Below are 21,485 nucleotides of genomic sequence, written 5' to 3' on the forward strand. Positions count from 1 at the left end.
ACGCCGGGGGTGGTCTGGCAAGCCTTACTGAATGTTGGCGGAAGCTTTGCGAACTTGATCGACAACCGATGGCGGCAGCGGGATGTAGCCCATCGAATCGGCGATTTTCTGGCCTTCGGTCAGGCTGTACTCGACCATTTCACGCATGGCCTTGGCTTTGGCCGGGCTCTCGTTTTTCTTGCGGAAGATCATCCAGGTGTAGGAAGTGATCGGGTAGGACTTGGCGCCATCCGGATCTGGCAGCCAGGCCACCAGGCTTTCCGGCATCTTCACCGCAGCCAGGGCTTCTGCACCGCTTTCGGCGTTCGGTACTACGTATTTTCCGGCCTTGTTCTGCAACTGGGCGAAGGCAACCTTTGCCAGTTTGGCGAAGCCGTATTCGATGTAGCCGATCGCGCCTGGAGTCTGGCGAACGGTAGCGGTTACGCCATCGTTTTTCGGCGATTTGATGAATTTGTCGCTGGCTGGCCAGTTGACCGTGTTGCCTTCGCCCAAGTCCTTCTGGAACTCAGCGTTGATCGCAGACAAGTGCTTGGTGAACACAGCAGTGGTGCCGCTGGAGTCTGCACGCACAACGACGGTGATCGGCATGTCAGGCAGTTTCAGGCCTGGGTTGGCGGCGACGATCTTCGGATCGTTCCACTTGGTGATCTTGCCCAGGAAGATGTTGGAGTAAACATCGCGCGGCAACTTGAGTTCTTTAGGATTGCCTGGCAGGTTGAACGCCAACACGATCTCACCCGCGGTCATCGGCAGCAGCTGCACGCCTTCGGCCACCTTGGCAATGTCTTCGTCTTTCATTGCCGAGTCACTGGCGGCGAAATCGACGGTCTTGTTCAGGAAGTCCTGTACGCCCGCACCGCTGCCCTTGGACTGGTAGTCAACCGTGACACCTTCGGTCTTCTTGCTGAAGTCCTTGAACCAGGTGAGGTAGATAGGGGCCGGGAAACTTGCACCAGAACCTGTCAGGCGGACGCTTTCGGCGGCAAATACCGAGGTGGCGCTAAGAGAAACCGCGACGGCGAGTGCAGCTGACTTCATCAGACGTTTCATTCAGAAAATCCTTGTGATTACGGGCTCACGCACTCTGCAACATTCTTGTTACGGTTTTATGAATGCGGAATGGCAAAACGCCTTGTTGTCCCCCTCTCCCGCCGCAATAACGCATTTTGGTGTAATTGGCTGGTAACAAATTGCGTCTATGACTTTGCCATCTCCCACCACGCGAGTTCGGCCCATGTCCTCAGTAGAAGACGCCTTGATGCAGCGCATCCACCGTGAACTGCTTGATCACAGTGATGAAGAGCTGGAACTGGAATTAGCCGAAGATGGCCATGACCTGAATGCGCTGTTCGACGAGCACGTCGGTGAGAGCAGCGAAAAAGCAGCCCGCAGGATTTATTTCAGCGAACTGTTCCGCCTGCAGGGCGAACTGGTGAAATTGCAGAGCTGGGTGGTGAAAACCGGCCACAAGGTGGTGATTCTATTCGAAGGGCGTGATGCCGCCGGCAAAGGTGGCGTGATCAAACGCATCACCCAGCGCCTGAACCCCAGGGTTTGCCGGGTTGCCGCCTTGCCTGCGCCGAATGACCGCGAACAGACCCAGTGGTACTTCCAGCGTTATGTTTCACATTTGCCGGCGGCCGGCGAAATCGTGCTGTTCGACCGCAGCTGGTATAACCGCGCGGGTGTCGAGCAAGTCATGGGGTTTTGCAACGACGAACAATACGAAGAGTTCTTCCGCACCGTACCGGAGTTCGAGCGCATGCTCGCCCGCTCCGGTATCCAACTGATCAAGTACTGGTTTTCGATTTCTGACCAGGAACAGCACCTGCGCTTTCTCAGCCGCATTCATGACCCGCTCAAGCAGTGGAAACTCAGCCCCATGGACCTGGAGTCGCGTCGGCGCTGGGAAGCCTATACCAAAGCCAAGGAAGTCATGCTCGAACGCACCCACATCGCCGAAGCCCCGTGGTGGGTGGTGCAGGCCGATGACAAGAAGAAAGCGCGGCTCAACTGCATCCATCACTTGCTCGGGCAGATGCCGTATGAAGAAGTCGAGCTGCCGGTGATCGAACTGCCGCGGCGTGTGCGCCAGGAAGATTATTCGCGCAGCCCGACGCCACCGGAACTCATCGTGCCGCAACGCTACTAGCTTAGTTGCTCACACAAGAACGGCGCACTGGCAAGCCTGGACGTGGGGTGAAAGGCCAGTACCCGCGTTGCAACCAACAGGTAAGCGACTTCCTCGGATGACATGAACGCCATGCCTCCGAGGATTTCGAACGCACGCGTGCTGATGCGATTGATCGCCTCCTGCACGGCAAACCGGGTGGCCTGCGCGCGCGCCAGGTCAGCGCGCAGAAAGCGGTTCTGATCGATCGACACCGCCAGGCCGCGCACAGCCATGGTGGCGCCCTGCAGATCAATCAGCAACATCGCGCGATCATCCTGCGAGCCTTTGTTGGATGACAATGCACGTGATGCCAGCGCAGACGCCATGCCCAGATACGACGCCGACGCCAGCAACTGGAACCAGATGGCAAACAGGTGCTCACCCGTACCCTGTTGAGCATCGTCCAACTGGTTATCGACGGCTTTGCTGAAGTACATCATCGACTCTGGCACCAGTAGATTATTGAAGATCACTTCGTGGCTGTCCGCACCCTGCAAATGCGGTACCGACCAGAACTTTTTGCGTTGGATATTCGGGTCACCCGCCAGCCCCATACCGATGCCGATATGGGGTTTACCTTCAGGGTCGACGTAGTTGACCCCAAACGTGATCGCGTCGAAGTGATGCGTCATCGTGCACGGCTTTTTGCTGCCGCTTACCACGTAGCCCGCCGCTGTCTTCTCAACCGATAACGTGGATTCCAGGATATTGGCGTGCGCGCGGCCTTCGGCGAAGCCCGATGCGACCAACAGCTTGTCACGTGCGACTACACTCAATAGGCTCTGGATATCTGGAAAGAAGCGGCTCGCCGCCATCATGCCGGCCACCGTGTGGTGGTGCATGGTCATCATCACCGCCAATGAAGGGCAATGAGCGCCGACCCACGTATGCACTTGTGCCAGCTTGACGGCGCTGACACCGTCACCGCCAAGTTCTTTTGCGATACTAAGTCCGGGCCGCCCGACCGTTCGAAACAGGCTTGCCAGTTGTTTGGATTCTCCACGCTCAAGTGCAATAAGCGAGGCAGCCTCAAGAACCGACACCACCTCCGGCAGCCACGCTAACGCAACAGCTCTTTCTTCTTTCAAACACATATCCATTGCCCCTTTTAATTAACCAGGCATCAAAACGACTGTTGAGGTTTCAAGTAATGCCGTGCATAACGGCTGTCCAACTTCGATAACGGCAATAACATAAAGAAGTCGGCAGCGTTGAATTCCTTATCCCACGCGGGCGCACCACATACCCAGCCACCGCTGCGCAAATAGCCTTTGAGCAATGGGGGTAAGCGCGGCACATGCCCAGGCTCGAACTCATCAATCGGAAAAGGTTTATAGGGGGTTACACGATAGCTGGCAGGCGCCAGGTTTTCCGCGGCAAAGCCACGGTACAAAGCCGCTGCATTATGGCCACCATCGGACAAGCTCACACTTGCGCACCCCATCAAATGGTCGCAGCCCGCACGCTCCATATACCTTGCCAGGCCTGACCACAGCATCATGATGACGCTGCCAGTGCGGTACTCGGGGTGGACACACGCATGCATGGCTTCAACGGTTCTGGGGCGTAAAGACTCTAATCCACTGAGATCGAACTCTCTCTCCGAGTAATAGTGCCCCATGTGTTGCGCCGCTGCCGGGCCCATCAGGCGATAGGCGCCCACCACAGCCGAAGTCCGAGTGTCGCGAACCAGCAGGTGGTCGCAACAGTCATCGAACTCATCGGCGTTTAATGCCTCAGGGTTAACCAGTGCGGACAGTTTAAACGTGTCGGTAAACACACGATAACGCAGGCGTTGCACTTCACGTACTTCATCTTGTGTCGTGGCCAGACTGACCACTAACTGTGCGGTTTGCACGGGTTCAGCTGAATGTTCATCACGGGATACCGGCTGAGATCGCATTCCTGTTCCTTTGAGTCACCGCGCTATTAACCAGCACGTAGTGAGTGAGACACTAACATGCAGTTTTATATAGGCAGCGTAAGGAAACTCTGAAAGCGTTCGCGATCTGTTAACGCCCTTCCCTTATCGTTAACATCACTTGTTCACACTGTTGTGGCGAGCGGGCTTGCCCGCGTTGGGCTGCGTAGCAGCCCTAAAACCAGACGCCGCGAATTATCTGAATAGGCGGGGTGGCAGCGCGGGGCAAGCCCGCGCCTACACGATGCAGTAACGTTAGAGGGGTGAACTGCTGACCACCCGCAGCGCCAACCCCTCATAAGCATCCAGGGTAATCGTGAATTCCCCTTGCGCCGTCAGATCTCCCTCAACCCGCTCATTGATGATATCCACCACCATCCCGGCAGCAATATCAGGCAAATGCAGGGTTTCGGTGATCGGCGTGGCGCCGAAGTTCAGCGCGGTGATTTGCGTGCCTTTACCGGCCGGCAATTCGTGAACCATCACCAGCAGCCCCGGGTTTTCGACTTCCGGCACCTGGATCTGGCGACTGGCAGCGATATCGTAGGCGCGGCGTACCGCGAGGATTTTCTGCAGTTGTGAAGCGAAGGACTCGGGGTCCTGCAGCTGGCTGTTCAAGCTGCCGTAAAGGCTTTTCGAACGCGGCATTTGGCCGGCAGACAGCTGCGCCTCCGGGTTCAAATCCACCAGGTCATACGCACCGCGATGAATCCAGCGCGTATCGCCATCGCGCATCAGATGCTCGACTTCTTCGGCCGCCAGCGGCAGCGCGCCGACCAGGTCCCAGCCGGACAAGGCAAACACCCCAGGCTGCATCGCGTTGTACATCACCAGCAGCAGATGGATCTGGCGGATCTGCTGGATGTCCGCCGGGGTAATCGCGTCGAGGTCACGAATCCCCAGCGCCGCCGTGATGATGCTGGCGGTGGTGCACGACACGCCATTGGTCACGAACTTGAGGTTGTACGGCGCATGCTCGCCGGCCAGGCGTTCGTACATCTGCTCGCGAATGTGCTCGCGCAGGATATTGCCGGGAAAGGTCTGGCCCTGGTAAAGGAAGGTGTCATGGGCATGCAAGGTCCAGAAATGCACCAGTTCCAGGGTCAGTTCATCGTGGTTCTGCAACGCGTGGATCAGCGATCCGGGGTCGATGCACTGGTGGTGCATCTCGCGCAGCATCAAGCGCAGAAACTCGGCGTCGCCCATCAACAGCGCATGCTGGTACGCCGGGCGGGTAATGAAGTCATAGGACAGGTCGGCACCGCCATGGGACATGGACGCGATGTCGTCCACGGTGAGGTTCAACTCTTGGAAGCTGAAACCGCCTGCCTTGCGGATCGCGCCGCCCAACAACTGGTTGCCGGTGATCGACAGCGGATGGCTCTCGGACCACGCCGTGCCATCCAGCTTGCGCTCTACACCGAGGAAGCCGTTGGCGTCCAGCCGCAGGATCTTTGCGCCCATCACGTCAATGGCATGCAGCGCATCGCCGATGATCATTTGCTGCGCGGCAAAGGTCGGGTCCAGCCAATTCAGCGAAGGCTGGCCTTCCTTGAAGTAATGCAGGTACACCCAGCGACGCGGCTTGCCATCCACGCCCAGCACGACATTGGTTGCACTCCAGTCGGTTTCCTTGACGCCGGGCTCGAAGAAAATCACCCGCTGCAACTGGCCGACGATGTAGTGTTTGTCACGCAACGCATCGACCTGCACTGGGCTGAGGTTCTGCGCATCGCGCCCCTCGACCACGTCGGGCAGCAACGTCCAGTCTTCTTCGCGGATTTCCACCATGTGGAAAAGGCCGGGATAGTCCTCGTACGCCATCTCGGCCAGGCGAAAGTCCGCGCCCTTGCCGGTGTGGGACGGGATCACATCGTCGATGATCACCGCATTGTGCGCCGCCGCCATGCGCGTCAACGCCTGTAACTGCGCTTCGGTGCCCAATTCAGGGTCGATTTCAAAGCTGATACGGTCGAAATTGCCATCAATGGTCGGCGTGTGCTCGGTACCGCTCAGGCCGCCAGACTTCTTCAGCGGGCCGTTGTGTATACCTTGAATGCCGATCTTCGACAGGGCGTGCCACAGTGCCTCATCCCCCAGCGCCTCCAGCACCGTGCCACCCTCGCGGGTCACAATCGAGGCCGGGTAGGCGGTGAACCACACCGACGACAAAGCCGTGGCATCACGGGGCCGGGTCTGTGCATAAGGCTGCTGCCACAACCGCCCCTGCCCCGAATAGAGCTTGGCGCGCTGGCGTGCCGCGTGCAGCATCGATTGTTCCACCAGCCAGTTCACATGGTTGTTTTCAGCCGCCGTCATAAGCCTGTTACCTGTCGTCGTGAAACATTACTCGTGAACATATGAGGGTTGTGTGGGCCATTCGTTGCATTGGGATTAGCCCCCTGCCCACTTGAGCGAATTCTCTGCGTAGCAGCTGTCGAGCCCCCGCGAGGCTGCGTCAGCGGTGTATCAGGCAGACCGCAAACGCTGCCTCGCAGGCAAGCCCCCACAGAAAAGCACCGTCTGGATACTTAGCAGGTTTCCCTGTACTGCTTCGGCGTAAACCCTGTCGAGGCCTTGAACTGCCGGGTGAACGCGCTGTGGTCGGTATACCCGCACTGCAACGCGACTTCGGTAATCGGCATGTCGGTATGCAGCAACCGATGGGCGTGCTCCAGTCGCACTTTCTGGATCATTTGCCGAGGTGTCAGGTGGAACACGCGTTTGCAGTAACGCTCCAACTGCGCGACTGAAATCCCGGCGATGCGTGTCAGTTCACCCAGCGTGACGCGGCGGTTGAAGTGCGCGCGGATATGCGCGTCCACGGCAGCCAGGCGTTGGTAGGCCGGGTGGCTTTCGCTGGCGGTTTGCAGGTCTACGGAGATACCCGCCAGGCCAATGATCTCGCCCGCGTGGTTGTACAAAGGCCACTTGTGGGTCAAACACCAGCCGGGTTCTCGGGTGCCGTACAGGTGCAATTCAAGCTGGTCCCCCAGCACCAAGCCCTGCTCCAGCACGCGCCGGTCCTGTTCGGTGTAACCCGGTCCCAACTGCGCGGGGAAGACTTCAGCGCTGGTCTTGCCCAGCAGGGGTTGCAGGTGTTTGAGGCCGCAGCGTTGCACCAGGGTGCGGTTGGCGAGGACGTAACGGGCGTGAGTGTCCTTGATGAAAATCGCCGCATTGGGGATCACATCCAGCATCGGCAATAGCTGCATCACACCGGCCAATAATTGCTCGATAGTGTGGGGGCGACTCGCCTCGCTCCCTTGGCAAAGGGTCACAAACGCGCTCTGCATCATGACTGTCGCCCCCCCCCCGCAAATTGCCTCGATGCGTAGCAGATTGCCCGATGCCCAGGGCGCTGTCGAGCGGTGCAAACTGTGCTGATTTCGTCACCGATGCGGGCAAAAAACATCAATCGTGCCGCCGTCCATGAGTTCACTGTAGGGCCACTGCATGCCTATCCAATAACTCACAAGAAGGCGACGCTATGTCAGGTCAAGGCAAGTTCAAAATTGTCGTGCTGTTCACCTTCTTCAAGCCAGCGAACTTCCAGGTCCAGGGTTTCGCGCCGTTTGGCCTGTCGGGCATCGAGATGGCGGTGTCGGCCGGCGCGGTCGCCCCTGTCACCGTCGCCGCGCTGACCCCGGCCACCCATTGATTGGAGCGTTTTATGAAGCGATTGCATGTGATCGACTCCCACACCGGCGGCGAACCGACGCGCCTAGTGATGAGCGGCTTCCCTGCGCTGAACGGCGACACCATCGCCGAACAACGGGGGCACCTGCGTACCGAGCACGATCAATGGCGCCGCGCCTGCCTGCTGGAGCCGCGCGGCAATGACGTACTGGTCGGTGCGCTGTACTGCGAGCCCGTCACCCCCGGCGCGGTGTGTGGGGTGATCTTCTTCAACAACGCCGGCTACCTCGGCATGTGCGGCCACGGCACCATCGGCCTGGTCGCCTCCCTGCATCACTTGGGTCGCATCCAGCCCGGCGTACATACCATCGACACACCGGTCGGCCCGGTTGCGGCAACGTTGCACAAGGACGGCAGCGTGACCCTGCGCAACGTGCCCGCCTACCGTTTTCGCCAACAGGTGGCGGTGGACGTGCCGGGCCATGGCGTGGTCTACGGCGATATCGCCTGGGGCGGCAACTGGTTTTTCCTGGTGACGCAGCACGGCCAGCTGTTGCAGATGGACAACGTCGACGCGCTGACCGATTACACCTGGGCAATGCTCAAGGCCCTTGAAGACCAGGGCATTCACGGTGAAGGCGGCGCGCTGATCGACCATATCGAACTGTTCGCCGACGATGACCTGGCCGACAGTCGCAACTTCGTGATGTGCCCCGGCAAGGCCTACGACCGCTCACCCTGCGGCACCGGTACCAGCGCCAAGCTGGCCTGCCTGGCCGCCGATGGAAAACTCGCGCCCGGTGAAACCTGGACTCAAGCCAGCATCACCGGCAGCCAATTCGACGCTCGCTACGAATGGGACGGCGAGCGCATCCGCCCCTTCATCACCGGCAGCGCCTACATGACCGCCGACAGCACCTTACTGATCGACGAGCGCGACCCTTTTGCCTGGGGCATATAAGCCCCGACCGTATTCAACTGATCGACTTCAGGAGTTAGAACAATGAGCGACAACATTTTCACCGGCTGCATCCCCGCCCTGATGACCCCGTGCACCGCTGAGCGCAAACCGGACTTCGACGCCTTGGTCGCCAAGGGCCGCGAGTTGATCGATATCGGCATGAGCGCCGTGGTGTACTGCGGCTCCATGGGCGACTGGCCGCTGCTGACCGAAGCGGAACGCCAGGAAGGCGTGGCACGCCTGGTGACGGCGGGCGTGCGGACCATCGTTGGCACTGGCGCAGTGAACAGCCGTGAAGCGGTAGCGCACGCGGCCCACGCCGCCAAAGTCGGCGCCCATGGCCTGATGGTGATCCCGCGCGTCCTGTCTCGAGGCGCCTGCGCCACCGCGCAAAAGGCGCACTTCTCGGCAATCCTCAAGGCTGCGCCCAACCTGCCGGCGGTGATCTACAACAGCCCGTACTACGGCTTCGCCACCCGCGCCGACCTGTTCTTCGAACTGCGCCGCGAACACCCGAACCTGATCGGCTTCAAGGAATTCGGTGGCGCTGCCGACCTGCGCTACGCAGCCGAACACATCACCTCCCAGGACGATAACGTGACGCTGATGGTTGGCGTCGACACCCAGGTGGTGCACGGCTTCGTCAACTGCAACGCGACCGGCGCCATCACCGGTATCGGCAATGCACTGCCTCGGGAAGTTCTGCAACTGGTGGCGCTGAGCAAAAGAGCCGCCAAGGGCGATGCCAAGGCTCGCCGCCAGGCCCGTGAACTGGAAGCCGCGCTGGCAGTGCTGTCATCGTTCGATGAAGGCTGCGACCTGGTGCTGTATTACAAGCACCTGATGGTGCTCAACGGCGACCAGGGCTACGCGCTGCACTTCAACGAGACCGACGCCCTCAGCGACGCCCAGCGCCGTTACGCCGAGCACCAGTACGCGCTGTTCCGCCAGTGGTACGCCAACTGGTCGGCATAACAGAACGTCGCCTGACCCCTTGCGCGCCGCTGTGGTTCTCGCAGCGGCCAAGCCCACTTTTTTCCAGGACGATTCCATGACTCTGACGGGCAAGATGCTGATCGGTCAGCAACTCATTTGCGGCAATCGCGAAGCGATCCGGACGATCAATCCCGCCACCCACGCAGCCCTGGAGCCCGCCTACCTGGGCGGCGACGGCGAACATGTCGCGCAGGCGTGCGCATTGGCGTGGACGCAAGCGGCGCAGGCGCGGCCCGAGCCCATTCCGGTGTATGCGGAAATGAGCTCGATCAACCCGGTGTACCTGTTCCCGGCAGCGTTGGCGGCTCGGAGTGAGGCACTGGCCCAGGGTTTTGTGAGCTCCTTGAACCTGGGGGCCGGACAATTTTGTACCAACCCAGGACTGGTGATCGCGGTACAAGGGCCGGATCTGGATCGCTTCATCCGCAGGGCGGCTGATCGACTGCCGAACTGTGCAGCGCAGACCATGTCCGATCCCGATATCGTAGTGGTCGGCGCCGGCATTATCGGCGTCGCCTGTGCACTGCAACTCGCGCGTCAGGGCCGGCAAGTGCTGGTGGTCGACCAGCAGGAACCCGGCATGGGCGCGTCCTATGGCAACGCCGGGCACCTGGCGACCGAACAGGTGTTTCCGATTGCCGACCTGTCGATCCTCAAACGCTTGCCCGGCATGCTGCTCGACCCCATGGGCCCGCTGCGCCTGGATTGGAAATACCTGCCGCGCGCCCTGCCCTGGTTCCTGCGCCTGTTATTGAACCTGCGCCCGGCCAGCTATCAGCGCACGGTCGCGGGTATCCGCGCGCTGAACGAGGGCAGCCAGGGCGCTTGGCAGCGCCTGCTGCACAGCATCGGGCGCCCGGAGTTGTTGCGCGAAGAGGGCTCACTGCTGGTGTTTGAACGGGCGGACTCACGGGACGCCCTGGATGCCTTGCAGCAGCGTATGCAAGCGCAACAGGTGCCCGTCGCGTTCTGGTCCGGCGACGCGATACGCCAGGCTGCACCGCAGTTGAGCGACAACATCCGAGGCGGGCTGTTCTTCCCCAGCACGGGGCACTTCCTTGACCCCTACCAAGTGGTGTGCGAGCTGGTCCAGGCAGCCAAGGCCAGTGGCGTGCAATTCCTGAAGCGCCAGGTGCTGGAGGGACGCTTGGAACAACACGGAGTCTCACTCACCACCGACCAAGGCCCGCTGGCCGCACGGCAGGTGCTGGTCGCCTGCGGTGCCCACTCAGCCAAACTCACCGCCGCACTGACCGGTAAAAAAGTCCCGCTGGACACCGAGCGCGGCTATCACCTCATGCTGCCCCACGAACAGCAGCGCCTGCCGTTTGCCGTCACCTCCCTGGAACGCAAATTCATCATGACGCCTATGGCCGACGGCCTGCGACTGGCCGGCACTGTGGAATTCGCCGGCCTCGACCGCCCGGCGAATATGGAGCGCGCCTGGCAGTTGCATCGGTTGAGTAAAGGGTTGTTTAGGCAGGACCTGAGTGCGGAAGGTGCGACGCCGTGGATGGGATTCCGGCCGTCGTTGCCGGATTCGCTGCCGGTGATTGACCGGGTCTGCGACGGGAAGGTGCTGCTTGCGTTTGGGCATCAGCATTTGGGGTTGACGCAGGCGGCGGTGACGGCGGAGATCGTTGGGGAGTTGGCATCGTCAACCCTTGTACCAACGCCCCTGCCTTATGCTCTGAGCCGATTTTGATTGATGACCTCAAAATCAGAGGGATCCTACAAGGCACGCAAGATATGTTCTATCGCTTAACTCAATCCCTCTGGAATGCGGGTTACAGGTTACGGTGGTGCAGCCCATTTATACGAACGTAAGGACCTGACTCGTACATATCTGCCTCCATAAACATCACGTGACGATTCAGCACGCCGCCCCGGAAAACTCAGCTGTTTAATCAGAAGCGGACCCTCCTGCATGAGACCCGCCACCGTGAAAAAACAGCTTTCTATCGCCACAGTCAGCGCTTGGTGTTGGGTTGGCAAACTGACGCCGCCGTTGACGCTGCTGACATCTTTTCCTCGGCAATCACTGCTGGACGCTTTCAGTACGCGAACCAAAGATCCGTTGGTCCTGGTGGTCGCCCCCGCCGGCTACGGCAAGACAACGTTGTTGATGCAGTGGCGCCAAACCCTGCTAACAGCAACGACGTCGCCAGTCATCGCCTGGCTTTCATTGGATGAGGCCGACAGCGATCCCAATCGCTTCCTCTCCTATTTGATTCTTACGCTAGACCGTGCGGGCCTTGATCTCGGTCACCTGACGCGGCTTGCGCAAGACCAAGCGCTGGACGCTCAACCGCAACGAACGATCACTGCCCTGCTCCATGCACTCGCCAGGGAAAACCGGCAGGTCACGCTGTTCCTTGACGACTACCATGCAGCCGCCAATCCTCAGCTCGACACCCTCGTACAGGCGCTGCTTGAACAGGCGACCCCCTGGCTGGAGTGGATAGTCGCTGCGCGCATCCGCCCTGGCTGGCCATTGACTCAGTGGAAAGCCAATGGCTGGGTGCATGAAGTATCCGCACACGCACTGATGCTAACGCAGGCAGAAACCGCAGCCATACTGGGGCCCGATATCCTCCCCGCAGAACTTACGCACTTGCATGAAAGAACGGAGGGTTGGGCGGTGGCCGTGCAGCTGGCGCGCCTGTGGCGGGCCAGTGGCGATGCTTCGCTGTACGGCCTCACCGCGTTCTCTGGACGCGTCACCGATATCGCCGATTACCTGACCGGGCAGGTTGTGCAACGCCTGTCAGCAGAATGCCAGGCATTTTTGCGCGACATGGCACTGCTGGAGCGCTTCAACGCCGAGTTGGCCGATGCGGTGCGTGGGCGCAGCGACAGCACACAGTTATTGATGCAACTGACCCACCTTGACGCTCTATTGGTACCGCTGGATGCTGGCCGTCAGTGGTTTCGCCATCACCGCCTGCTTCAGGACTTTCTCAAGCAGAGCATTGATGCTAGTGCAGCACAGGATATTCACTATGGGGCCGCCCAATGGCTGGCCCAGGAAAAGGATTGGATTCAAGCGATCGTTTATGCACTGCGAGCGCGTGATACCCGGTTGGCGGTGGATCTGGTGGTTAGCGCAGGAAGCTGGCAAGTGGTGCTCTACAACGGTATCCGGTACGCCCAAAGCCTGCTGCAGCAGTTTGACGAGCGAACCCTGGGTACTGAACCGGACCTGCTACTGCTCCAGGCGTACTTGCACGCCAAGCTCGGCGAGCACGCGCTCGCCGGCCAACTCCTCGATCTTGTCCAGGGACGTGTTCAAAACGATCGACGGTTGGCGGGCGATTTCCACGTCGTTCGGACCCTCGCTTGCGCTTATGTGGATTGCTTCGAACTGCCCCACTACGATGGCATCCCAGACGATAACCTGCTGGCTACCGGCACGCTTGAATGCGTCAATGCCTTGCAGGCATTGACCCAAGGCCAACTGGGATTGGCGCTACAGATCATTCGTTCGGCGCACATCAAGATGCGTCTGATTGCCAGCCCACGTGGCGAGAACTATTGCCGAATCCATGAGGCACAAGTCCTGGCGTTGGCAGGCGATATTCCAGCATCAGCGCAACTGGTCGAAAACGCGTTATCGATTGCCGTCGACCAGTTCGGTAACGAGAGCTCTGTGAGGGCGTTGGTGGGGTGTCTCAAGGCACAACACCTGTATTGGCAAGGCACCTGGGCCGAAGTGATACCTTGGTTTCGCGACGGCTGGGCCTCGCTGAACCACACAGACGGTTGGCTGGACATAACCGCGGCCACCGCCGACGTGGCATGGCGTACGGTACTGCGGACCCAAGGCATGCAACCAGCGCTGCTTGAGTTGGAGCATGTTGCGCAACTCGCCACCGCGCGCAATTGGCAAAGATTGACGCGGCTGGTCAGCGCTTGGCGTGTGGACCTCTTGGTACAAGCGGGATTCCTGTCACAGGCACGCCATGAATCGCACACCGCCCGCTTGGAAAGTGCTGCAAATAGTCCCGACGATTGGCGCAATCAGGAGGCGGCGATACTGGCGCTGGCCAGGTTGCAGTTCGCCACGGGCACTTCCAGTGCGGCACTCAATCGCCTCGTGCACGGTGCTCGATCACTGCAACAGCGCGGTTTGCATTTACCTGCCTGGCGCCTGCATATAATGACTTTGGCGGCATATGGCAAAGGCCACCCGATTGAGCACAACGCGACACTCGCATCGGTCCCTGCCCAGGCATTGCCAGGCCTGTTAATGGAGGCCGGGCCATGTTTGCTACCAGCGTTGGAAGCCAGCGCCGATCTCAATACCCGCCTCGCTGCAATCATCACCCGCCTGCGCGGTTGGCGTGCCCACCCTGTTCGTCCGCGCATGCCATTCAGCGCAAAAGAAACGCAAATCCTCTCGTTGCTTGCCGAAGGCCAATCGAATAAAGCGATTGCCCAAGGTATGGATATTTCCGAGAACACCGTGAAATTCCACCTCAAACACATATTTGCCAAGTTCGGCGTGGATAGCCGGACCGCAGCCACGGCCGCCGCATTGCGTTTGGGACTGGTAGGCCCCTAGCGTTAAGCCACCAACCTACCCACACGGGTAGTCCCTATGCTGCTTCCCCCCCCCACCTACCCGCGCTGCGCGTAGCCGTCCATGGACGGCGCGCCCTAGCCTCTCTCAACACCAGCGAGAGGCGCTCTCCTGGTCAAAAAATCATAAAAACAGCAGGAGATGCCCAGTGGGTATGGACGGCAAAACAGTGCGCGTGGCCACCGACGTCGGCGGTACTTTCACCGACCTCGTGTATTTCGAAAACGACCCAGCCACCGGAGAGCAGAGGATTCGCACCGCCAAAGTCGACACCACCCCGCCGAACTTTGCACAGGGTGTGCTTAACGTTATCCGTAAAGCCGAGATCGACCTGGGCACCGTGGACTTCCTGGCGCACGGCACCACCGTGGTGATCAATGCGCTGACCGAACGACGCGGTGTCAAGACTGGGTTGATCACTACCCAGGGCTTTCGCGATGTACTGGAAATCGCCCGGGCCAATCGTCCCGATTATTTCAATCTCAAATGGGTCAAGCCCGCGCCGTTTGTACCCCGCTATCTGCGCCGCGAAATATCCGGGCGCCTGCACACCAACGGACAGGAGCGTGAGCCTCTGGATCTCTCGCAGATCGCCGGGATCCTCGAGGCCTTCCGCGCAGACAAGGTAGAGGCTGTCGCAATCTGCCTGCTGCACGCCTACGCCAACCCGGCCCACGAGCAAGCGGTACTGGCCCGCGTGCGTGAGCTCTGGCCAGAGGTTTCGGTGGTGGCCTCCCATCAGATAACCCGCGAATGGCGCGAGTACGAACGCTCCAGCACCACCGTGCTGTCAGCCTACGTGCAGCCCATTGCTGCACGCTACCTCGACGACTTGGCGAGCGGGTTGCGCGAAGGCGGCTATAAGGCGCCCTTGTACATCATGCAATCCAACTGCGGTGTCGACAGTGTGGAGCACGCCAGGGATATTCCGATCACCATGGTCGAATCCGGCCCGGCCAGTGGATTCTGGGCGGCCGCCGAACTGGGACGACTGATCGACGAGCCCAATGTGCTGGGTCTGGATATTGGCGGGACCACCGCAAAATGCGCGTTGATCCGCAACGGGCAAGTGTCGATCAAGACCGATTACTGGATCGAGCGTAACCGGATCAACGCGGGGTACCCAATCATGGTGCCGGTGGTCGACCTGGTGGAAATTGGCAATGGCGGAGGCTCCATCGCCTGGGTCGACGATTTCGAGAAGTTGCACGTCGGCCCTCAATCTGCCGGCGCCATGCCGGGCCCAGCGGCCTATGGCAACGGTGGGACGCAGATCACGACGACCGATGCCAACTTGATGCTTGGGCGTATCAACCCGGAATACTTCTGCGGCGGCAATGTGGTAGCTGACCTGCCGGCAGTGGAGCAGGGCCTGAACGAGCTCTGCCAACGCCTGCAGTTACCGATGGATGAGGTGGCGCGCGGCATCGTGCGTCTGGCCAACGACAACATGGTCAATGCGTTGAAATTGGTTTCGTTGAGCCGAGGCCACGACCCAAGGGAGCTGACGTTGATGGCATTTGGCGGCGGAGGCGCGATGCATGCCGTGGCCCTGGCCCAGGAACTGGGCGTAAAGAAAGTCATCGTGCCACGAAGCGCCTCGGTGTTCTCTGCCTGGGGCATGACCCTGTCGGACTTGCGCCGTGACCTGTTTATCAACCGCTTCGTTGAAACCGCAGACTCCAACAATCTTGACCAAGCCCAACAGTTTCTCGAAGAGCTGATGCGCGCCGCTCGCGAGCAATTCGTCACAGAAGCGATTCCCCCACAGCAGGTTGAGCTTCAAGTGCATTGCAAATTGCGCTACCAGAACCAGGAGCATTCCGTGGAGGTGTTGCTCAACCCACAAGAGCGCCTGGACGCAGACTGGGAAGCCATCGAACAACGCTTTCACAGCGTTTACGAGCAGCACTACACCTACCAACTGCAAGCCCCGCTGGAAATCATCGGCTTTCACCTGGTCGCTGTCGCCCAGATTGGCAAGTTACAACCCACGGCGCTGCCAATCACTGGTCGACTGGTCAGCGAGGCCTGTAAAGGCCTGCGGCGGGTGGACTACGCGCAGGAGGGCATCCATGAAGCGCTCCTCTACGACTACGACTTGCTTGAGCCACTGATGACCTTTTTCGGTCCGGCCATCGTCGAGGACGCCGGAACCACCGTGGTGGTACATCCCGGCAATCGCGTGCACGTGGATCGCCTTGGCAACCTGCACATCATGATCAACGGCTGAAGGAACATTGCCATGACTAAGCTCGACATTTTCACCCGAGACATCATCCAGAACTCGCTCCAGGCGATCGCCGACGAGATGTTCACCTCAATGCGCAATGCCGCCATGAGCCCGGTGATCTATGAAGTGCTGGACATGGGCACCGGCATCACTGATGCCCAGGGCGAGATCGCCAGCTCCGGCGCAGGCATTCCGGCTTTTGTGGGGGTGCTGGACAAAGCGGTAAAAAAGATCCTACTGCATCACCCTCTGCCCCAAGACATTGAAGACGGCGACGTTTTCATCAGCAACGACCCCCATGATGGCGCCGTGACACACCTCAACGATGTAGTGCTGGCCATGCCCGTATTTGCAGACGGCCAGTTGGTTGCCTGGACCGCCAACATAGCCCATTGGAATGATGTAGGCGGCCGAGTACCGGGATCGCTGTCCACGGACGCCACGGATATTTTCCAGGAAGGCCTGCGCCTGGCGTCGGTCAAGCTGATCAGCAAAGGCCAGCCGATTCGCTCGGTGTTGCAGATTTTGCGCGCCAACACACGCATGCCGGATTTCATGGAGGGTGACCTGTGGGCCGGTGTGGCTGCAGTGCGTAACGGTGCGACGCGCTTGCACGAACTGAACGACAAGTACGGCTGCGCCCTGTTTTTATTGGCGATGAAAGACTTCATGGACCTGGGCGAAAAAGTGTCGCTCAAGGCACTGGCAGCATTACCCGCAGGGCAGTTCAACCTCGAAGAGCTGCAAGACGACGGCAGCGTGTTCAAGGTGCGGATAGACATCCGCGAAACCGAGCTGGTGATCGATCTGCGCGACAATCCCGACCAATGCCTGGGGCCCACAAACCTTAGCCGTGACGGAGCAGTCGTAGCGGCGCAAATGGCGTTCAAGGCGCTCACTGCACCGCAAGGCATCACCAATGGCGGCACCTTTCGGCCCCTCAGGGTACTTACCCGTCCGGGGTCATTGTTCGATGCCCAACTGCCCGCTGCCGAAGGCTTCTATTTCGAGAACCTGATTCGGGTTCACGACCTGATCCTGTGCTGCCTGGCTCAACAGTTTGCGGACCGTTTGCCCGCCGGCAATTTCGCTTCGGTGTGCGCCACGATCATTGGCGGCGTTCACCCCGACACCGGGCGCATGTTCACCCTCGTGGAACCGGAGATCGGCGGCTGGGGCGCCGAGCCTGGTCGCGATGGCAACAACGCCGTGTATTCCGGGCTGCATGGAGAAACCTACAACTGCCCCGTTGAGGTGTGCGAAGCCCGATATGGGCTGTATGTCGAACAGCTCGCCCTGAACGACGAGCCCGGTGGGCATGGCCAGTACCGGGGCGGTCGCGGCATTTGTATCGACTATCGGATTCGCGCCGATGGCAGCTTCATGACCTGCGGCTACACCCGCTCGGTCATTCCGCCCTGGGGCCTGGAGCAAGGCGCGGAAGGCACACCCAACTATATAGAAGTCGTCAGGAGCGATGGCCAATGCCAACGCTACAGCATGGCCAGCAGTATCGCCTTGAATGCCGGCGATCTGGTCAGGGTGCGTACCGGTGCCGGCGGTGGTTATGGCCCTGCCAGCCAACGTGATCCTCACGCAGTGCGCGCAGACGTGAAGAACGGTTATGTCGATGCAGAAACCGCGCAATCCGTGTACGGGCTGACGCTCTGACAACGACGCTCAGCCGCCTAGAACAACAACAAAAAAGAGAGCACCACCATGAAACTTCGACACTCATCACGTTTATGGGTAGGGCCGACGCTTGCCTTGGTTTTGGGATTCACAGCTTCGGCACAAGGCGAACAATTCATCGGTTTCGCCCAACCCGGCGAACCTGGGAAGTGGGCCCTGGAATCGTTCCCCGTGTTCACTCGCACCACAAATGGCGACGTGCGCGCAGGCAGTAATACGGTACTGGCGTACTTCTCCGAGACCGGCTTTACCGGAACGCAGCGCGACCAACTGCAATTCTGGGTCGGTGCCGACGCTGGCTACACCGGCAGCAACGCCTCACGCAACAACGGTGCTTGGGGAGTTGCCTCTCCTAACCTGGGCTTGGCCTATTACTACAATGTGGTCGAGCCCAGCAGCGCGTACGGCGCTGATGACTTCACCACGTTCTGGGTCAACCCGACGCTCTCGCTGGAGTTCCCCAACGGAAACGATGAGGGTACTGGGTACGGCGCATTTGCCAACCGGTACGGCGCCAGCTTCAGCGTTGCCAACTACCTGCGCGTTGGACGCTTCGCTGCCACGTTTACGCCGATTGGTATCCACTACGCTTCGCGCAACCGCCATAGCACCGACATCGGCGACGGTGATCCCGTAAACCTGCGTGGCGGTATCAGCTTCTGGATGGCGGACATCGCCGCCGGCTATTTGGTGACCGATGATTTATGGCTCGGTCTGCATCACTCCTACCACATCAACAACCGCTCGGCGTCGGACTTCAAGGAATCCCGTGAAGGCAAGATCGGCCCCGCGATGACCTACACCGGCTTCGCTAAACAAAAGTTCTACGTTTCGGCGAACCTGAACTTCGATTACTACCACAGCGACAACCTGCCCTATTCCAATAGCTTGACCATGGCCCTGGTGAAATTCTTCTAAGGCCTCTGAGCCTCTATCAAGGAATACCGTATGGACAGTTCTGACTTCAACATCGCGCCGCAAGATATGCCGGTCACCGTGCGTTGGCTCAACCCCATTGGGTGCCCGACGTTTGACGAGCCCATCGCCCATCTGTTGCACAGCATAAAGCAGCCTTCCACCCAGGTTGAAGTGGTGTCGTTTGACATGCCCTATAGCCCGACACACTTGGAGTACCGTGCTTATGAGGCGCTCACCTATGAGCGCACGGTGCGCATTGCGCGCGATTGTGCACAGGAGGGCGTGGACGCCTTGGTACTCGGGTGTTTTTACGACCCAGCACTGGAAGATGCACGGGAAATCTCCGGAGAAACGCTAGTGGTGGCGCCCTGCCAGGCGAGTTTACAAGTGGTAGAACACCTGGCTAATCGGTTTTCGATCATTGTTGGGCGCACCAAGTGGATCGAGCAGATGCGTACCCGCGTCCAGGGTTATGGCGCGGGTGACCGGTTGGCTTCGTTAAGGCCGCTGGGGATGGGCGTGGATGAGTTCCAGCTGGATCACGTTGTGACCCGGCGCAAGATCATCGAACAGGCTCATCGTGCAGTGGAAGACGACGGTGCCGAGGCCATCATCCTGGGCTGCACCATCGAATTTGGATTTTTCGAGGAAGTGCAGCGTGAGGTCGGCGTACCGGTGATAGACCCCGTGGTAGCGGCCTTCAAAGTGGCCGAATCCATGGCCGGCATGAAACGCAGATTTGGTTGGCGACCAAGCCGTGTAGGCAGCTGTGAGCCGCCTCCTGAGGCCGAAATCCAACGCTTCGGTTTATTCCAGGGCGCTGCGCCAATCGGCAACCGTGTAAAAGCCTGACTTCGAAAAGGATAGCCACCATGAGTGATATACCCTCGACGCTCCACCCTGCCCAACCGATACCCGATGCCAGTGCGAGCACTCGCGAAGTCGGGGATGTTTTCAGGGGCTTCCCCCTGACCCGCACCCACCTGCAATGCTGCCTGGTATTGTTTTTGGTATTCGCGATTGAAGCCTGGGAGATGATGATCATCGTCTATACCGCCCCACTGATTGCGGCGCAGTTTTCCCTGGACGCACTTGCCGTGGGCCACCTGATCAGCGCGATGTTCATTGGGATGCTGGTGGGGGCGCTGCCTTGGGGAAAAGTCGCCGAACGTATCGGCCGTAAGCGTGCAATTATCTGGAGCCTGGGCACTTACGGGTTGATCTCTCTGGGGAGCGCGTTTGCGCCTGACTACTCAACGCTTTATGCCCTGCGATTGCTATCCGGGGTCGCTGCAGTAGGCATGATGGTGGTGACATTTGCCCACTTCCAGGAGCTGTTACCGGTTCGCTATCGCGGTGCGTTGACGGTGTATCTCGCTTCTGGCTGGCCTATTGGAATGCTGCTGGCATTAGGCGCCACCGTGTGGCTGCTCCCCTATGGATGGCGCGCAGTTATCGTATTGAGTTCACTTGGCGGTCTGTGGGCGATTGCGGTGGCACGCTGGGTCCCGGAGTCACCCTATTGGCTGGCCTCTATGAATCGGCAGGCTGACGCTAGGGCAACGATCAATACGCTGAGCCGTGGCAGGGTGCAAATTCCCGAAGACCAGACGTTGCAAGTAGACCGTAGCGTGTCAGGCCACCAACGGGAGTTGTTCCGCCGCGCACTGCTCAAAGTCAGCCTCCTGCAGATTACCGTCAACTTCACGTTTTCCTGGGGGTATTGGGGCTTGCAGACCTGGCTGCCCACGTTACTCCAGCAGCGCGGGTTGAGCCTGCCTCAGAGCTACGGTTTTATTGCACTGTCTGCACTGTGCATGATTCCGGGGTATATGGCCGCGTCGTACCTGACGAGACGGTTGGGACGTAAAAAAGTCATCGTCGGTTTTATCGGCGCATCCGTACTGGCCGGTTACGGCTTCGCTAATGCCCATACGCTGGAGATGCTCTACCTGAGCAACTTTGCCCTGGCATTTTTCAGCCTGGGGGCTTGGGGCGTGTGGGGCGCCTGGATCGGCGAATTGTACCCCACGCCACTTCGAACAGTGGGTTACGGATGGGCCATTTTCGCGCAACGGGTGGCAAACGTACTGGCACCGTCGCTGATCGGAGCGCTGATTGCCTACGGGTCATCGTTCAACCTGACGACCACCATCATCAATGCATTTCTGATGGTGACGGTAATACTCGTCGTGTTCATTCCCGAAACCGAGGGCGAAGCGTTGCGCTGAGGCTGGCGTGCCCGATCGTCAAATCCGACCGCTCTCATCGGCTACCACTGACAGTCACCAACAGGAAAGCAAGGCTGAATATGAAGTCGCAAACTGCAGGGCTCCTCCACTTTTTCAGTAGCCCTGCATTCCCCTC

16 protein-coding genes are annotated in these 21,485 nt (G+C 59.7%); 11 read left to right on the plus strand and 5 right to left on the minus strand.

Features of this window, described 5'->3' with window-relative positions; all coding sequences use genetic code 11:
• Positions 1–24: 24 nt before the first annotated feature.
• A complete protein-coding gene (gene pstS / locus AACY08_RS25855; RefSeq protein WP_339471998.1) occupies positions 25–1,053 on the minus strand; it encodes a phosphate ABC transporter substrate-binding protein PstS in 1,029 nt (342 codons plus the stop codon).
• A gap of 184 nt (positions 1,054–1,237) precedes the next feature.
• On the opposite strand from pstS, the gene ppk2 reads away from it, so the two are divergent.
• Positions 1,238–2,155, plus strand: a complete 918-nt coding sequence (gene ppk2, locus AACY08_RS25860; protein WP_339471999.1) for a polyphosphate kinase 2 — start codon at positions 1,238–1,240, stop codon at positions 2,153–2,155.
• Here ppk2 and AACY08_RS25865 read toward each other — a convergent pair.
• The 4 genes from AACY08_RS25865 to AACY08_RS25880 form a co-directional block, all read right to left on the minus strand.
• Positions 2,152–3,264 carry an acyl-CoA dehydrogenase family protein gene (locus AACY08_RS25865; protein ID WP_339472000.1) on the minus strand — a complete coding sequence of 371 codons (1,113 nt, stop codon included), beginning with the start codon at positions 3,262–3,264 and terminating at the stop codon, positions 2,152–2,154. The genes ppk2 and AACY08_RS25865 overlap by 4 nt on opposite strands.
• A 35-nt stretch (positions 3,265–3,299) precedes the next feature.
• Complete coding sequence (locus AACY08_RS25870; RefSeq protein ID WP_339472001.1) at positions 3,300–4,079, minus strand: GNAT family N-acetyltransferase; 780 nt, start codon at positions 4,077–4,079, stop codon at positions 3,300–3,302.
• A 273-nt stretch (positions 4,080–4,352) separates the two neighbouring features.
• Positions 4,353–6,416 (minus strand): maltose alpha-D-glucosyltransferase, encoded by a 2,064-nt coding sequence (gene treS, locus AACY08_RS25875; RefSeq protein ID WP_339472002.1) that lies wholly within the window; start codon positions 6,414–6,416, stop codon positions 4,353–4,355.
• A gap of 212 nt (positions 6,417–6,628) precedes the next feature.
• Complete coding sequence (locus AACY08_RS25880) at positions 6,629–7,396, minus strand: AraC family transcriptional regulator (protein WP_339472003.1); 768 nt, start codon at positions 7,394–7,396, stop codon at positions 6,629–6,631.
• A gap of 191 nt (positions 7,397–7,587) precedes the next feature.
• Between AACY08_RS25880 and AACY08_RS25885 the strand changes: the two genes are divergently transcribed.
• From AACY08_RS25885 to AACY08_RS25930, 10 genes are all read left to right on the plus strand, one after another.
• Complete coding sequence (locus AACY08_RS25885) at positions 7,588–7,758, plus strand: hypothetical protein (protein WP_339472019.1); 171 nt, start codon at positions 7,588–7,590, stop codon at positions 7,756–7,758.
• A 12-nt stretch (positions 7,759–7,770) separates the two neighbouring features.
• Positions 7,771–8,697, plus strand: coding sequence for a 4-hydroxyproline epimerase (locus tag AACY08_RS25890; RefSeq protein WP_339472004.1), 927 nt, complete (start codon positions 7,771–7,773; stop codon positions 8,695–8,697).
• A gap of 42 nt (positions 8,698–8,739) precedes the next feature.
• The gene (locus tag AACY08_RS25895; RefSeq protein WP_339472005.1) at positions 8,740–9,672 is read left to right on the plus strand and encodes a dihydrodipicolinate synthase family protein; all 933 of its coding nucleotides are present in this window, start codon (positions 8,740–8,742) and stop codon (positions 9,670–9,672) included.
• Between the two features lie 487 nt (positions 9,673–10,159).
• A complete protein-coding gene (locus tag AACY08_RS25900; RefSeq protein WP_339472017.1) occupies positions 10,160–11,398 on the plus strand; it encodes an NAD(P)/FAD-dependent oxidoreductase in 1,239 nt (412 codons plus the stop codon).
• A 222-nt stretch (positions 11,399–11,620) separates the two neighbouring features.
• Positions 11,621–14,257, plus strand: a complete 2,637-nt coding sequence (locus AACY08_RS25905) for a LuxR C-terminal-related transcriptional regulator (protein WP_339472006.1) — start codon at positions 11,621–11,623, stop codon at positions 14,255–14,257.
• 172 nt (positions 14,258–14,429) lie between these two features.
• Positions 14,430–16,508 carry a hydantoinase/oxoprolinase family protein gene (locus AACY08_RS25910; RefSeq protein ID WP_339472007.1) on the plus strand — a complete coding sequence of 693 codons (2,079 nt, stop codon included), beginning with the start codon at positions 14,430–14,432 and terminating at the stop codon, positions 16,506–16,508.
• A gap of 12 nt (positions 16,509–16,520) precedes the next feature.
• Complete coding sequence (locus tag AACY08_RS25915) at positions 16,521–18,179, plus strand: hydantoinase B/oxoprolinase family protein (RefSeq protein ID WP_339472008.1); 1,659 nt, start codon at positions 16,521–16,523, stop codon at positions 18,177–18,179.
• 192 nt (positions 18,180–18,371) lie between these two features.
• Entirely contained in the window at positions 18,372–19,118 is a 747-nt protein-coding gene (locus AACY08_RS25920; protein WP_339472009.1) for a hypothetical protein, read from the plus strand.
• A 30-nt stretch (positions 19,119–19,148) separates the two neighbouring features.
• Complete coding sequence (locus AACY08_RS25925; protein ID WP_339416167.1) at positions 19,149–19,970, plus strand: aspartate/glutamate racemase family protein; 822 nt, start codon at positions 19,149–19,151, stop codon at positions 19,968–19,970.
• Positions 19,971–19,990: 20 nt separating this feature from the next.
• Positions 19,991–21,349 (plus strand): MFS transporter, encoded by a 1,359-nt coding sequence (locus AACY08_RS25930; RefSeq protein WP_339472010.1) that lies wholly within the window; start codon positions 19,991–19,993, stop codon positions 21,347–21,349.
• The last annotated feature ends 136 nt before the right edge of the window (positions 21,350–21,485 follow it).

Source organism: Pseudomonas sp. EL_65y_Pfl1_R83 (assembly GCF_963970695.1).
Lineage (GTDB): Bacteria > Pseudomonadota > Gammaproteobacteria > Pseudomonadales > Pseudomonadaceae > Aquipseudomonas > Aquipseudomonas tritici.